Raw genomic sequence first — 14,288 nt, forward strand, 5'->3', positions numbered from 1 at the left:
TCTCCGGCGAGCCGGCCGGGGCGGGGGCGCGGCGGGGCCGGGAGGAGGGCGTCAGCGGTCGACATCGGGCGGCAGCAGGAAGGGGTAGGGGCGGCGGCGGACCTTCAGGTGCCAGACGCGGTCGGCCCTGCGCAGCCGCTGGATGAGCTCCCACATCGCGGCGTCGCCCTTGTAGTACTTGGCGACCTCCTCGGCGGTGAGGGCCGGTGTGATGCGGGCGTTGGCCTGCGCGAGGAAGCCGGGTACGAGGGCGCCGAGCCGCTCCTTGTGGAGGTTGCCGAGGAAGTCGAGGACGACGCCGCGCGGCGTGTAGAACTTGTCGAAGATGGACCTGGCCGTGGCGATGCGGACGGCGTCGCGCAGGATCCACGGCAGGGACGTGAAGAACAGCCGCACGTCGAGGAGTTCGCGCCCGCGGTCGTCGCGCATGAGGGGCGAGGTGACGTCGAGGTAGACGAGGTCGCCGTCGAGGTCGATCCAGTTGGAGGCCTGGGCGTCCAGGCCGAGGGCCGGGGAGACGGCGCGGTGCACGGTGCCGAGGAAGCGGGCGAAGAAGTCCTCGGCCCAGCCGGGGCCCTCGGTGTGCAGGAGGCGGGAGACGAGCCGCTTGGCGGGCAGGGCCTCCTGGACGCAGTAACCGGCGATCCTCCCGCCGGGCAGCGCGGTGTGCCACAGGCTGGTCCCGGCGACGTGCACGCCGGCCGCGGAGAGGCGGTCGGTGTAGCGGGCGAGGGTGCGCCCGTACGCCTCGAAGCGCTCGCGGCCGCCGAAGACGGGGAGCCGCTTGCAGGCGAAGGCGCCGCGCTCGGTCTCCAGGGCGAGGACGAGGGTGACCTCGCCGTAGCCGAGGACGGTCAGCCCGCGGGGGTCGCCTGCGGCGAGCGCGTGCTGAACCTGCCGTTCGAGTTCCCGGAGGTCGTCCTCCGGGACGGTCAGCGTCATGGACGCACCTGCTTTCCGTGTCAGTGACGGTAATCCCGCGGCGGAAAGAAGCCGCCTGCCGCGGCAGCGCAACCCTCCGCCGCCACGGCGAGGCACCACCGCGGCGAGGGTCCGGCGGAATCGCGGCCAACCGCGCCGGCACGTCTTCCGCGAACCGCCGGAGGCCTACGCCGCCCGGAAGACCAGCGCCGCGTTCTGGCCGCCGAAGCCGAATGACGTGGACAAGGCCGCATCGAGGGGCACCTTGCGCGGGTCGCCGGCGACGACGTCCAGGTCGATGTCCGGGTCCAGCCGTTCGAGGTTGGCCGTGGGCGGGACGAGCGACCGCTCGACGGCGAGCACGGTCAGCGCGGCCTCGATCGCGCCCGCCGCGCCGAGCGTGTGCCCGAGGACGCCCTTGGCGGAGGTGACCGCCGCGCCGTCGCCGAGGGCCCGCCGCAGCGTCGCGGCCTCGACGGCGTCGTTGAGGCGGGTCGAGGTGCCGTGGGCGTTGACGTGGCCGATGTCGCCGGGCGCCGCGCCCGCCTGCCCGAGCGCGGCGCGGACGGCCGCGAGGACCGCCCGGCCCTCGGGCTCGGGCGCGGTGAGGTGGTGGGCGTCGGCGGAGGCCCCGTAGCCCGCGAGGAGCGAGCGGACGCGGGCGCCGCGGGCGCGGGCGTCGGCCTCCCGCTCCAGGACGAGGATGCCGCTGCCCTCGCCGATGACGAAGCCGTCGCGGCCGGCGTCGAAGGGCCGGGAGGCCGCGGCGGGGTCGTCCAGCCTGCGCGAGAGCGCCCCCATCTGCGCGAAGCCGGTGACCATGAGCGGGCTGACGCCCGCCTCCGCGCCGCCGGCGACGACGATGTCGCAGGCGTCCTCGCGGAGCAGCTGCGCGGCGGTGCCGAGGGCGGTGGCCCCGGAGGAACAGGCCGTGGCGGTGACGAAGTTGGGGCCGGTCGCGCCGAGGTCGATGGCGAGGTTGCCGGCGGCCATGTTGGGCACCAGCATCGGGACGAGGAGCGCGGAGACCTTGCCGGGCCCGTGCTCCAGCATCCGGCGGTGCTGCTCCTCCCAGGTGCTCACGCCGCCGAGCCCGCAGCCCACGACGACGCCGACGCGCGCGCCGTCCCAGCGCCGCGGGTCGAGCCCGGCGTCGGCGACGGCCTCGCGGGCGGCGACGATCGCCAGCTGGGTGAAGCGGTCGTGCATGAGGACGCTGCGGCGGCCGACGTGCCGGGCGGGGTCCAGGCCGGGGACGGTGCAGGAGATGTCGACCGGGAGGCCGTCCAGGGCGGGGTTGCGGGCCGCCGCGGAGATACCGGCGCATACACCGTCCCAGGTCGCCTCGGTGCCGATGCCGGCCGCGGTGACCAGGCCGAGGCCGGTGACGGCGACGGGGGCCACGGGACGGACGGCCGCCGCCGCGCCCACCGCGCCCGCGGCTGTCGCGGCGCTCACGGCGCCGTGGCCGCGATCTCGTCCGTGATCACCTTCACCACGGTGGCGATGGTGTCGGTCGGCGCGGCGGCCTCCTCGCCGATCTTCACCTGGAACTCGGACTCGATGACGAGGAGGAGCTCCACCAGGAACAGGGAGTCCATCTCCAGTTCCTCGAAGGTCACGTCCGGACCGATGGTGGCGCGGTCCACAGCGAAGCGGTCGACCAGCAGGTCCACCAGCTTGTCGTAGACAGGGCTCATGGTGCGTCCGCCTTTCGTGTGCGTGCACGCCGTCCGGCGCGGTGTGCCGGTCAGTCTGGACGGCCGCGCTGACGGCGGACTGACGGATGCCTGACCCCGCCGCGGGTCAGCCATCCGTCAGCGCCCGGTCAGCCCGGGTGAGCAGACTCGGCACGCCGGAGCCGTCCGCAGTGGAGGAGCGCTCTCGTGGTTCGCACACCTTTCCCGGAGACGGGGATCGCACGGAAGACAGGGAACCCGCGGCACGCCGGGCACGGGTGGTGCCGGGCCTCCGGCGGTGCCCGGTGACGCCGGCGGCCGTGGTGGCCGGCGTGGGCAGCGCGCTGCCGCCGGTGCCCGTGAGCAACGCGGAGCTGGTGGCCGCCCTCGACACCTCCGACGAATGGATCCGCTCCCGTACGGGCATCCGGCAGCGCTACTTCGCCCCGGACTCGATGGCCACCTCCGACCTGGCGGCGGGCGCCGGCGCGAAGGCGCTGAAGTCCGCGGGCGGCCGCCCCGTCGACACGGTCGTCGTGGCCACGACCACGCCGGACCGGCCGTGCCCGGCGACCGCGCCCACCGTGGCGGCCAAGCTGGGCCTCGGTCACGTCGCGGCGTACGACGTCGCCGCGGTGTGCTCCGGCTTCGTCTACGCCCTGGCGACGGCGGCGGGGCTCATCGCGTACGGCGCGTCCGAAGGGGCCCTGGTCATCGGGGCGGAGACGTTCTCCCGGATCCTCGACCCGGCCGACCGCTCCACCGCGGTGATCTTCGGGGACGGGGCCGGGGCGCTGGTGCTGCGGCCCGGCACGGAGGGCGAGGCCGGCGCGATCGGCCCGTTCGACCTGGGCAGCGAGGGCGAGGGCCTGGAGCTGATCACGGTCCCGGCCGGCGGCTCCGAGCGGCGCCCGCACGCCCCGGACCCGGCCGACCACTACTTCCGGATGCAGGGCAAGCAGGTCTTCCGGCTCGCCGTGCAGCGCATGAGCGCATCGGCGCGCACCGTGCTCGCCCGCGCCGGGTGGCGGACCGAGGACGTCGACCACCTCGTCAGCCACCAGGCCAACCACAGGATCACCGCCCGCCTCGCCGACGAGCTGGGCGTTCCCCGAGAGCGCTGCGCCGGGAACATCGCCGAGGTCGGCAACACGGCCGCGGCCTCCATCCCCCTGGCCCTGGACCACGCCCACGCGGGCGGTCTGCTGCGGCCCGGGGCCCGGCTGCTGCTGACCGCCTTCGGCGGCGGCCTGACCTGGGGGGCGACGGCGCTCACCTGGCCCGCCCTCGACCGCGACTGACGGCAAGGAAAGCCATGACCCCTCAGAAACTGATCACCGACTACATCGTCGAGGTGTGGATGGACGGCGACGCCGGCGGGCTGGAGCCGGACACCCCGATCGACGAGCTGAACATCATCGACTCGGCGGGCGTGTTCGACCTGGTCCACTTCCTGCAGCAGGAGTTCCGCGTCACCGTCCCGCTGCGGCAGATCTCCCCGGCGAACTTCCGTTCCGTCAACGCGATCTCGGCCCTGGTCGGCCGGCTGCAGACAGGCGAAGGGACGGCCCCGGCATGACCCACCTCATGGACGGCCCGCAGGACACCGTGCGCATCCACCGGAAGGTCGTGGAGATCATCGCGGAGCGGACCCTCTACGACGAGGCCCATCTGCTGCCCGACAGCCACTTCGAGGGCGACCTGGGCATCGACTCGGTGATCCTGGAATCGGTCCTGGTCTCGGTCGGCGAGCAGTTCGGCCTCGCCGAGCGGCTGCCCGGCGACGTCACCACGATCCGCGAGCTCGTCGCCCGCGTGCAGGAGGCGCTGGGCCTGCCGCCCGTGACGGCCGGGCCCGCGGCCCCGGCGGCGGAGGTGCCCGGCCCCGTCCTGGAGGCGGTGATCGCCGCGGCGGTGCGCCAGACGCAGTACGAGCGCAGCCGGCTGGCGCTCGACGCGGACCTGGAGAGCGAGCTCGGCATCGACTCCGTCATCCTCACCTCGCTGGTCGCCGAGGCAGCCCAGGAGCTGGGCCTGCCGGAGACCGCGGTCGGCACCGTCACCGCGACGACCCTGCGCGGTCTGGCCGCCGGGCTCGCCGCCCTGCGCACGCCGGTTGCGGGCGCGCCCGCGGCGGCCGGCGACGTCGCCTGGGACGACCGCTCGATGAAGGACTTCACCGAGCAGCGCGACCCCGACCTCTTCGCCAAGGCCCGCAGCTTCGGGGCGTACCGGCGCAGGCGCGAGCAGGAGCGGCTGTACTGGTACGGCATGCCGCTGGTCTCCCGCTGCGAGAACCGCGCCGTCATCTACGACGAGCAGACCGGCCGCGAGCGCGAGTTCCTCATGTTCGCCTCGAACAACTACCTGGGCCTCGCCAACCACCCGCGTGTCATCGACGCGGTGTGCGACGCGACCCGCACCTACGGCGCCACGCACACCGGCTCCCGCTTCATCGGCGGCACCAACATGCTGCACAAGGAGCTGGAGCGGCGGCTCGCCGCCTTCAAGCAGCGCCCGGCCGCGATCGTCTACCCCGGCGGCTACGCGGCGAACCTCGGCGCCATCTCGGGCCTGGTCAAGAGCTGCGACACGCTCGTCGTCGACAAGCTCAACCACATGAGCATCACCGACGGCGGCCGCCTGTCGGGCGGCCTGCGCCGGATCTACCGGCACAACGACATGCGCGACCTGGAGCAGGTGCTGCGCCGGGGCGCGGAGCAGGGCACGGGCGGCGGCACGCTGATCGTCGCCGACGGCGTGTTCAGCATGCACGGCGACGTCTGCGACCTGCCGGAGATCGTGCGGCTGGCCAAGATGTACGGCGCCCGCGTGCTGATCGACGACGCGCACGCGACCGGCGTCCTCGGCGCGCGCGGCTCCGGCACGGCCGAGCACTTCGGCCTCAAGGGCGAGGTCGACCTCGAACTCGGCACCATGAGCAAGGCCCTCGCCGGCATGGGCGGCTTCGTCACCGGCGAGGAGGAGGTGATCGAGTACCTGCGCTACTACTCGAACTCGTACGTCTTCGCCGCCAACATCCCCGCCGGGGTCGCGGCCGGGCTGATCGCCTCGCTCGACGTCATCGAGTCCGAGCCGGAGCGCCTCAAGCGGCTGTGGGCCAACATCACCACGCTCCGGGACGGGCTCCGCAAGGCCGGGTTCGACCTGGAGCGCACCGAGAGCGCGATCCTTCCCCTCGTCATCGGGGACGAGCGCAAGGCCATGGAGATGGGCCGCGCCGTGCGGGCGCGCGGCCTGTTCTGCCAGACCGTGGTCTACCCGGGCGTGCCGCTCGGCGACGCCCGTCTGCGGGTCAGCGTCACCTGCGAGCACACGCCGCAGGACCTGGAGCTCGCGACCGGGATCTTCATCGAGTCAGCGACGGAGACCGGCGTCCTGCCGCGATCCGAGTGAGCGAGGAAGTGCACACCACCATGCACACCACCCAGCACACCACCACGGGAGCCTTCGGCGCCGGCGTGGTCCAGCTGCGGCGGGACTTCCCCGCCGGGCAGGCCGAACGGCCCGCCATCACCGGCGAACACCCCCTCACCTACGGCGAGTTCACCGCCGCCGTCGACGCCCTCACCTGCCGCCTCCTCGACCTCGGGGTCCGGGCCGGCGACCGGGTGGCCGTCTGGACGGACAAGCAGCCGCGCTACGCCGAGGCGATCGTCGCCGCGCTGCAGGCGGGCTGCGCGTACGTCCCCCTGGACGGCGGGCAGCCGGCGGGCCGGGTGGAGACCATCCTCGGGGACGCCGAGCCGGTCGTGCTCTTCACCGACCCCCGGCGGCTGCGGCAGCTCGCGGGCCGTGCGCTGCCCGCCTCCCTGGAGGCGATCGTCACCACCGGCGAGGCGCCGGCGGAGGACGTCCGCGGCGTGCCCGTCCACTCCTGGGACGCCTTCGGGCGGGTCCGGGCCGGGCGGGTGACGATCCTGCCCGCGCTGCACCCCTCCGACCTGGCCGCGATCCTCTACACCTCGGGCTCGACCGGCGTGCCCAAGGGCGTGCGGATCTCCCACCGCAACCTGGCCAACTTCGTCGGCTGGGCACGCTCCGAGCTCGATGTGGGGCCCGCCGACGTCTTCGCCAACCACGCGTCGTTCAACTTCGACCTCAGCACCTTCGACCTGTTCGTCGCGCTGTCCGCCGGCGCCGCGGTGTGGATCGTGCCCGACGCGGCCGCCCGCGACGTCACCGCTCTGGCCGCGGGCATCCGCGAGCACGGGGTCACCGTCTGGTACTCGGTGCCGTCCGTGCTGCACCTCCTGACCGCGTCGGGCGCGCTCACCCCCGATGTCACCGCGAGCCTGCGCTACGTGCTCTTCGCCGGCGAGGTCTTCCCCGTCCCGCAGCTGCGCGCCCTCGCCGGCCGGCTGCCTGCGGAGGCGGCCCTGTACAACCTCTACGGGCCCACCGAGACCAACGTCTGCACCTACCACCGGGTGCGCCCCGAGGACCTGCTGCGCGACACGCCGGTGCCCATCGGCACGCCGATCACGGGCGCGCGCGTGAGCGTCGTCGTGGACGGCCGGCCCGTCGACGTGCCCGGGGCGATCGGCGAACTCGTCGTCGAGGGCGACTGCGTGACCCCGGGCTACTGGCGGCGCCCCGACGAGCCCGCCGCCGCCTTCCACTGCGAGGGCCGCCACCCCACCGGCGACCTCGTCGCCTACGAGGACGGGCTGCTCGTCTACCGCGGCCGCAAGGACCGCATGGTCAAGCTCAACGGCTACCGCGTCGAACTCGGCGAGATCGAGGCCGCGGCGCTCACCCACCCCGCCCTCGCCGAGGCCGCGGTCGTGGTCAAGGCGGACGCGCAGGAGGGCTCCGCCGGCCGCATCGCCCTCTACTACACGCTGCGTCCCGGCGCCGCCCGGCCCGGCCTGGTGCAGCTCAAGCAGCACTGCGCCCGCGTCCTGCCGCGCTACATGCTGCCGCACACGGCCACCTGCCTGGACCGGCTCCCGCACAACGCGAACGGCAAGACCGACTACCGGCGCCTTGACCGCGAGGCGGCGCAGCCCACCGCAGAGCCCGCCGGCACTGCCAGCACATGACGGAGACCATCTTGAGCCGAGGACCGATCGGGAAGCCCTGGCCGGGCGGCGAACCGGAGACCGTGGCCGCGCTGCTGCGGCACCGCGCGGAGCGGACGCCGGACGCGCTCGCCTACCGCTTCCTCCCCGGTACCGACGACGCGAGCGAGTCGTTGCGCTACGGGGAGCTGGACCTGCGCGCCCGCACCGTCGCCGGGCGGCTGCTGCGCGAGGACCTGCGCGGCAAGCCCGTACTGCTGCTTCACCCGCCGGGGCTGGACTACATCGCGGCCTTCTTCGGCTGCCTGTACGCGGGGGCGGTCGCCGTGCCCGCCTACCCGCCGGACAGCGCGCGCTTCGGCCAGACGATGCCGCGGCTCGCGGCCATCGCGCGGGACTCCGGGGCCACGCACGCCTACACCACCGCCGACGTCCGCGACGCGGCCCGCGCCAAGCCCGCCGAGATCGAGGCGCTCGGCCTGGCCGGGCTGACGTGGCTGACCGCGGACGACCTCGGCCCCGCGGACGCCGGCGCGTGGCGCGAGCCCGGCACGGCCGCAGGCGCGCTCGCCTTCCTGCAGTACACCTCGGGGTCGACCGCCGACCCCAAGGGCGTCATGGTCACCAACGCCAACCTCGTGCGCAACCTGCGCTCCATCCACCTGCGCCTGGAGCACGACGAGGACTCGGGCATGGTCTCCTGGCTGCCGCCGTACCACGACATGGGGCTGATCGGCGGCATCCTCACCCCGCTCTACGGCGGGTTCCCCGCCCACCTGATGGCACCCGCGACCTTCGTCCGGCGCCCGCTGCTGTGGCTCGACACGCTCTCGCGGACCCGGGCGTCGACCAGCGTCGCGCCCAACTTCGGCTTCGAGCAGTGCCTGCGCCGCATCACCGACGAGCAGCGCGACGCGCTCGACCTGCGGCACTGGCGGCTCGCCCTCAACGGTGCCGAGCCCGTGCGGGCGGAGACCCTGGAGCGCTTCGCCGCCCGCTTCGCCCCCTGCGGCTTCGACCGCCGGGCCCTGCTGCCCTGCTACGGGCTGGCCGAGGGCACCCTGATGGTGACCGGCATCGAGGCCGCTCAGCCGCCCGTTCTCGGTTCGTTCGACGCCGAGGCCCTCGCGAGCGGCGAGGCGCGGCCCGCCGCGGACGGCACGCGGCGGGTGACCCGGGTCGTCGGCTGCGGCACCCCCGTCCCCGACGTCGAGGTCGCCGTCGTCGACGCCGGCAGCCGCGGGCGCGCGGAGGACGGGCGCGTCGGCGAGATCTGGGTCGCGGGGCCGAACGTCGCCGGCGGCTACTGGGGCCGCCCGGAGGCCACCGCCGAGGTGTTCGGCGCGCACATCGCGGGCGAGGGCCCCACGCCGTACCTGCGCACCGGCGACCTGGGCTTCCTGCGCGACGGCCAGCTCTACGTGGTCGGCCGCACCAAGGATGTCGTCATCGTGCAGGGCCGCAACCACTACCCGCACGACATCGAACTCACCGCGGAGAAGGCGACGGCTGCCGTCCGCCCGGGCAGCGGCGCCGCGTTCGGCATCCCCACGGAACAGGGTGAACAGCTCGCCCTGGCCTACGAGTTCGGCAGCGGTGACCCGGCGGCGGCGCTGGCCGCCCTGCGCACCGCGATCGCCGAGGAGCACCAGGCCGCCCCGCACACCGTCGTCCTCCTCAAGCGGTCGACGGTGCCGAAGACGACCAGCGGGAAGATCCAGCGGCAGGCGTGCCGGGCGGCCCTGACGGGCCTGGAGCTGTCGGTGGTGGCGGCCAGCGTGGTCCGCGACGACGCCGGGCCCTGCGCTGTGCCCGGCACCCGCCCGGGCCGCGAGCAGGCCGTGGAAGCGGTCACCCGCGTGCTGCGCCGGGCGACCGGCGCGGACGAGATCGCGGACCGCGCCTTCGCCGGACTCGGCCTGGACTACGCGGGCCTCCTGGACGCGGTGGCCGCACTGGAGCGGGAGTTCGGCGTACGGCTGCCGGTCGGCGAACTGCTGGTGCGCCCGCAGGTGGGAACGCTGATCGAACTGCTGGCCGGGGAAGACGCCGGCGAGCGCGGTGCCGCGAAGCCGTACGCGGCGGACGGGGCCGCGGATGAGCACGGCAAGGGCGCCGTGAACGGGGCCGGCGCGCCCCGCACCGTTCCCGCCGCCGCCGTCGAAGCCTGGCTGGCCGGCAGGATCGCGGAGCGGCTCGGGCTGCGGGCCTCCGCGATCGACCGGGACCTGCCCTTCGCCTCCCTCGGGCTGGACTCCAGGCAAGCCGTGGCCGTAGCCGGCGAACTGGGCGCCTGGCTGGGCCGGGAGATGCCCGCGGGCCTGGTCTTCGAGCACCCGTCCGTCCGCGCGGTGGCGGCCCGCCTCGGCGCCGCGGACCGGCGCCTGCCCGCGGCCTCCCCCACCACTCGGGCGACCGGCGAACCGATCGCCGTCGTCGGCATGGGCTGCCGCTTCCCGGGCGCCCCCGACGTGGACAGCTACTGGCGGCTCCTGCTGGACGGCCGCGACGCCGTCGGCGAGGTGCCGCGCGACCGCTGGGACCCCGCGCTCGTCGAAGCGCCCCGCCACGGCGGCTTCCTGGACCGCGTCGACGCCTTCGACGCCCGGTTCTTCGGCATCTCGGCGCGCGAGGCCGAGCGCATGGACCCGCAGCAGCGGCTGCTGCTGGAGGTGGCGTGGCAGACCTTCGAGGACGCCCACGTCACGCCGGCGCGCCTGGCCGGCAGCGAGACCGGCGTCTTCGTGGGCATCAGCAGCCACGATTACGCCGACCTGCAGATGCCCCACCCGGGCGCCGTGGACGTCTACTCGGCGACCGGCAACGCCCAGTCGGTGGCGGCGAACCGGCTCTCGTACCACTTCGACCTGGCCGGGCCGAGCCTCGCCGTGGACACGGCCTGCTCGTCGTCGCTGGCCGCCGTGCACATGGCCTGCCAGAGCCTGCGCGCCGGCGAGTGCCGCACGGCCCTGGCCGGCGGGGTGAACCTGCTGATCACGCCCGGCCTGTCGGTGGCGTTCGCGCAGGGCGGCATGCTGTCCGCGGACGGGCGCTGCCGGACGTTCGACGACGCGGCCGACGGCTACGTGCGCGGCGAGGGCGTCGGCCTGGTGTACCTCAAGCCGCTGTCCGCGGCCCTGGCCGACGGCGACCGCGTCCACGCGGTCATCCGCGGCTCGGCGGTGGGGCACGGCGGGCGCAGCAACGGCCTGACGGCTCCGAAGGGTTCGGCCCAGCGCGCGGTGCTGGCGCGGGCCCTGGAGCGGTCGGGGCTCGCGGCGTCCGCGGTCGGCTACGTCGAGGCGCACGGCACGGGCACGGCGCTGGGCGACCCCGTCGAGTGGGAGGCGCTGGCCGCCGTGTACGGGCGGGGACGGGCCGCGCAGGAGCCGTGCCTGGTGGGGTCGGTGAAGACGAACATCGGTCACTTGGAGGCGGCCGCCGGGATCGCCGGGCTCATCAAGGCGGTACTGGTCGCCGAGCACCGCCAGGTGCCGCCGTCGCTGCACCTGACGACGCCCAACCGGCGCCTGGACCTCACCGGGGCGGGCCTGGAGGTGGCCACGGAGCGCCGCCCGCTGCCGGTGCGGGACGCGGCGCGGGCGGCGGTGAGCTCGTTCGGGTTCGGCGGTGCCAACGCGCACGTCGTCGTGGAGGCCGCCCCCGAGCCGCTGCCCGTCCCCGAGCCCGCGGTGCTGCGCCCGCGGCACGCCCTGTGCCTGTCGGGGCACACGCCGACCGCGCTGGCCGCGCTGGCGCGCCAGTACCGCACCCATCTCGCGGCCCGCCCGGAGGCGGACCTGCGGGCGGTGTGCCACTCGGCGAACACCGGGCGGGCGCACCTGGCCCACCGCGCCGTCGTCACCGGCGCGTCGGCCGCGGACCTGGACGCCGCGCTGGAGGACCTGGTCCGGGACCGGGCGTCGACGGCGGCGGTGCGGGGGCACGTGCTGGGCCGTCCCGAGCCGTCGGTGGCGTTCCTCTTCGGCGGCCAGGGCACCCAGTACACGGGCATGGCCAAGGAGCTGTACGGCACGCACGAGGCGTTCACGCGGACCCTGGACCGGGCCGGCGCCGTCCTGCGGCCGCTGCTCGGCACGCCGCTGACCCGGCTGCTCTTCGACGAGGACGGCGCCGCGCAGCTGCGCGGCACGCGGTACTGCCAGGCGGCCCTGGTCGCCCTGGAGATCGCGCTGGCCGGGGTGTGGACGTCGCTGGGCGTGCGCCCGGCGGCCGTGCTCGGGCACAGCGCCGGGGCGATCGCCGCGGCGGCCGTCGCCGGGGCGGTGTCCCTGGAGGACGCGCTGGTGCTGGCGGCGGAGCGCGGGCGGCTCATGGACGAGCAGCCGGGCGAGGGAGCGATGATCGCGTGCATCGGCGATCCGGACGCGGTCCGCGAGCTCGCCGCCGGCCTCGCCCAAGTCGCGGTCGCGGCGGTCAACACCCCCGACCACCTGGTGCTGTCGGGCCCGGCCGCGGAGATCGCCGCGGCGGGAGAGGCCCTGCGCGGGCGGGGCCTGACCGTACGGCCGCTGGTGGTCTCGCACGCCTTCCACTCGCCGCTGATGGCGGGCGCGGCCGGCCCGCTGCAGGAGGCGGCGGACCGGATCGCGTTCGAGGAGCCCGCCGTGCCGTGGGTCTCCGACGCCACGGGCGAGCTCACCGGCCGCCCGGACGGCGCCTACTGGCGCGCGCACCTGCTCGGCACGGTGCGCTTCGCCGACGGCTTCGCGACGCTGCGGCGGCTCGGCTGCGACGCCTTCGTGGAGATCGGCCCGCACCCGACGCTGCTCAACCTGGGCCGCGCCATGACGGCGGCCGAGCCCGGCGCGGCGGACGCCCCGGCGCCGCTGTGGCTGCCGTCGCTGCGGCGCGGCGGCGACGCCTGGGAGTCGCTCCTGCAGTCCCTGGGGCGGCTGCACTGCGCGGGTGGCGCCGTGGACTGGGGCGCGCTCGACCGGGATGCCCCGCCGCGCCACGTCCCCGTGCCGCACGCGGTCTTCGAGCGGGAGTCGTACTGGTTCACGCCGCCGGTCACGCGCCACCCGGAGCGCCCCGCGGTGACGAGCCCCGCCCTGCCCGCCGCGCCCGCTCCCGCAGTGCAGGAGCCGTACGCCCCCGCGGCCGCCGCCCCGGCCGTCGAGGGCAGCGTCCTCGGCCACATCGCGCGGATCTGCGGCTTCCCCGCCGAGCAGATCCCGCCGTACGCCCGCCTCGGCGTCGACCTGGGCTTCGACTCGCTGATGCGGACCGATCTGCAGCGCAGCATCGCCGCCCAATACCCCGATCGGATGGACGAGTTGCAACGTGACCTTCCCGAGGACCCGACGGTACGGGACCTGGTGGACCGGCTGGCCGGCGGCGGAGCCCTTCCGCAGGCGCCCGCCGCACCCGCCCCGGCCCCGGCCCCCGTACCGGTCGTTCCGCCCGTGGCGCCGCGTCCGGCGCGGCCGGTGGTGAAGCAGGAGTACGCGTTCGAGGAGTGGGCCGAGTACGCCGAGCTCCAGGGCCGGCTGCGGCAGGCGCGGGCGGGCGGGGCGAACCCGTACGGCCGCGCGCACGAGGGCTTCAACTCCGCGGAGGCCACGATCGGCGGCCGCAAGGTCGTCAACTTCGCGGCCTTCAACTACCTGGCCCTGTCGGGCCATCCGCAGGTGCGGCAGGCCGCGAAGGAGGCCATCGACCAGTACGGCACGTCGGCGTCGGCGACCCCGCTGCTGTTCGGGGAGACGCCGCTGCACCACGAGCTCGACGCCGAGATCGCCTCGTTCCTCGGCACGGAGGCGGCCATCGTCTTCGCGGGCGGCCACGCCACCAACGTCGCCACGGTGGGACACCTGTTCGGGCCGGAGGACCTGATCGTCCACGACGAGTGGAGCCACGACTCCACCGTGCGCGGCTGCGTCCTGTCGGGCGCGCGCCGGCGGCCGTTCCCGCACAACGACTGGGAGGCCCTGGACCGCATCCTCACCGCGCTGCGCGGCCGGCACCGGCGGGCGCTGGTGGTGATCGAGGGCGCGTACAGCCAGGACGGCGACATCCCCGACCTGCCCCGGTTCATCGAGGTCAAACAGCGCCACGGCGCCATGCTGATGATCGACGAGGCGCACTCGGTGGGCGTCCTCGGGGCGACCGGGCGCGGCATCGGCGAGCACTTCCCCGTCGGCCGGGCCGACGTGGACCTGTGGATGGGCACCCTCAGCAAGGCGATCGGCAGCCTCGGCGGCTACATCGCGGCCCGCGAGCCGATCGTGGAGTACCTCCGCTTCACCGCTCCCCTGCACATCTTCAGCACCGGCATCTCGCCGGCGAACGCGGCGGCGGCCCTGGAGGCGATCCGGGTGGTCCGCAAGGAGCCGCAGCGCGTGGCCCGGCTGCGCGCGCTGTCGGACTTCTTCCGGGCCGGGGCCCGCGAACGCGGCCTGGACATCGGCGTGTCCCGGGCGTCCGCCGTGATCCCGGTCATCACCGGCGACTGGGAGAAGACGATGGCCCTGTCGAATTCCCTGCTGGAACAGGGCGTCAACGTCATGCCCATCGGCTATCCGGCCGTCGAGCGCGACAAGTGCCGGCTGCGCTTCTTCGTCAACGTCGACCACAGCGAGACCGACCTCGAAACCGCCCTCGACCTTCTGGTGTGATC

8 protein-coding genes are annotated in these 14,288 nt (G+C 75.0%); 5 read left to right on the forward strand and 3 right to left on the reverse strand.

What is annotated here, in order from left to right; genetic code table 11:
- Nucleotides 1-51: 51 nt before the first annotated feature.
- The 3 genes from ACSNOH_RS04175 to ACSNOH_RS04185 all read right to left on the reverse strand — a co-directional run bounded on the left by ACSNOH_RS04175 (nt 52) and on the right by ACSNOH_RS04185 (nt 2,621).
- The gene (locus ACSNOH_RS04175; protein ID WP_436719801.1) at nt 52-942 is read right to left on the reverse strand and encodes a DUF6206 family protein; all 891 of its coding nucleotides are present in this window, start codon (nt 940-942) and stop codon (nt 52-54) included.
- A 165-nt stretch (nt 943-1,107) separates the two neighbouring features.
- Nucleotides 1,108-2,325 (reverse strand): beta-ketoacyl-[acyl-carrier-protein] synthase family protein, encoded by a 1,218-nt coding sequence (locus tag ACSNOH_RS04180; RefSeq protein ID WP_436719852.1) that lies wholly within the window; start codon nt 2,323-2,325, stop codon nt 1,108-1,110.
- A gap of 50 nt (nt 2,326-2,375) precedes the next feature.
- Nucleotides 2,376-2,621 carry an acyl carrier protein gene (locus tag ACSNOH_RS04185; RefSeq protein ID WP_436719802.1) on the reverse strand — a complete coding sequence of 82 codons (246 nt, stop codon included), beginning with the start codon at nt 2,619-2,621 and terminating at the stop codon, nt 2,376-2,378.
- A 284-nt stretch (nt 2,622-2,905) separates the two neighbouring features.
- Here ACSNOH_RS04185 and ACSNOH_RS04190 point away from each other — a divergent pair, with 284 nt between their 5' ends.
- From ACSNOH_RS04190 to ACSNOH_RS04210, 5 genes are read left to right on the forward strand one after another with little or no spacing between them, the layout of a single operon-like run.
- Nucleotides 2,906-3,901, forward strand: coding sequence for a beta-ketoacyl-ACP synthase III (locus ACSNOH_RS04190; RefSeq protein ID WP_436719803.1), 996 nt, complete (start codon nt 2,906-2,908; stop codon nt 3,899-3,901).
- A 14-nt stretch (nt 3,902-3,915) separates the two neighbouring features.
- Complete coding sequence (locus ACSNOH_RS04195; RefSeq protein WP_436719804.1) at nt 3,916-4,179, forward strand: acyl carrier protein; 264 nt, start codon at nt 3,916-3,918, stop codon at nt 4,177-4,179.
- Nucleotides 4,176-6,017: an aminotransferase class I/II-fold pyridoxal phosphate-dependent enzyme gene (locus tag ACSNOH_RS04200; RefSeq protein ID WP_436719805.1), complete on the forward strand. Its 1,842-nt coding sequence runs from the start codon at nt 4,176-4,178 to the stop codon at nt 6,015-6,017. The genes ACSNOH_RS04195 and ACSNOH_RS04200 overlap by 4 nt, the downstream gene beginning before the upstream one ends.
- A complete protein-coding gene (locus tag ACSNOH_RS04205) occupies nt 6,014-7,666 on the forward strand; it encodes a D-alanine--poly(phosphoribitol) ligase (protein WP_436719806.1) in 1,653 nt (550 codons plus the stop codon). Before ACSNOH_RS04200 ends, ACSNOH_RS04205 begins: the two co-directional genes overlap by 4 nt.
- Before the next feature lie 11 nt (nt 7,667-7,677).
- Nucleotides 7,678-14,286 carry an aminotransferase class I/II-fold pyridoxal phosphate-dependent enzyme gene (locus tag ACSNOH_RS04210; RefSeq protein ID WP_436719807.1) on the forward strand — a complete coding sequence of 2,203 codons (6,609 nt, stop codon included), beginning with the start codon at nt 7,678-7,680 and terminating at the stop codon, nt 14,284-14,286.
- The last annotated feature ends 2 nt before the right edge of the window (nt 14,287-14,288 follow it).

This window comes from Streptomyces sp. URMC 127, from assembly GCF_051386535.1.
In the GTDB taxonomy this organism is placed as follows: domain Bacteria; phylum Actinomycetota; class Actinomycetes; order Streptomycetales; family Streptomycetaceae; genus Streptomyces.

Bases quoted from the DNA above. Each gene is read 5' to 3' on its own strand.
- ACSNOH_RS04175 (WP_436719801.1), bottom strand. From the start codon at position 942: ATGACGCTGACCGTCCCGGAGGACGACCTCCGGGAACTCGAACGGCAG.
- ACSNOH_RS04185 (WP_436719802.1), bottom strand. From the start codon at position 2,621: ATGAGCCCTGTCTACGACAAGCTGGTGGACCTGCTGGTCGACCGCTTC.
- ACSNOH_RS04195 (WP_436719804.1), top strand. From the start codon at position 3,916: ATGACCCCTCAGAAACTGATCACCGACTACATCGTCGAGGTGTGGATG.
- ACSNOH_RS04200 (WP_436719805.1), top strand. From the start codon at position 4,176: ATGACCCACCTCATGGACGGCCCGCAGGACACCGTGCGCATCCACCGG.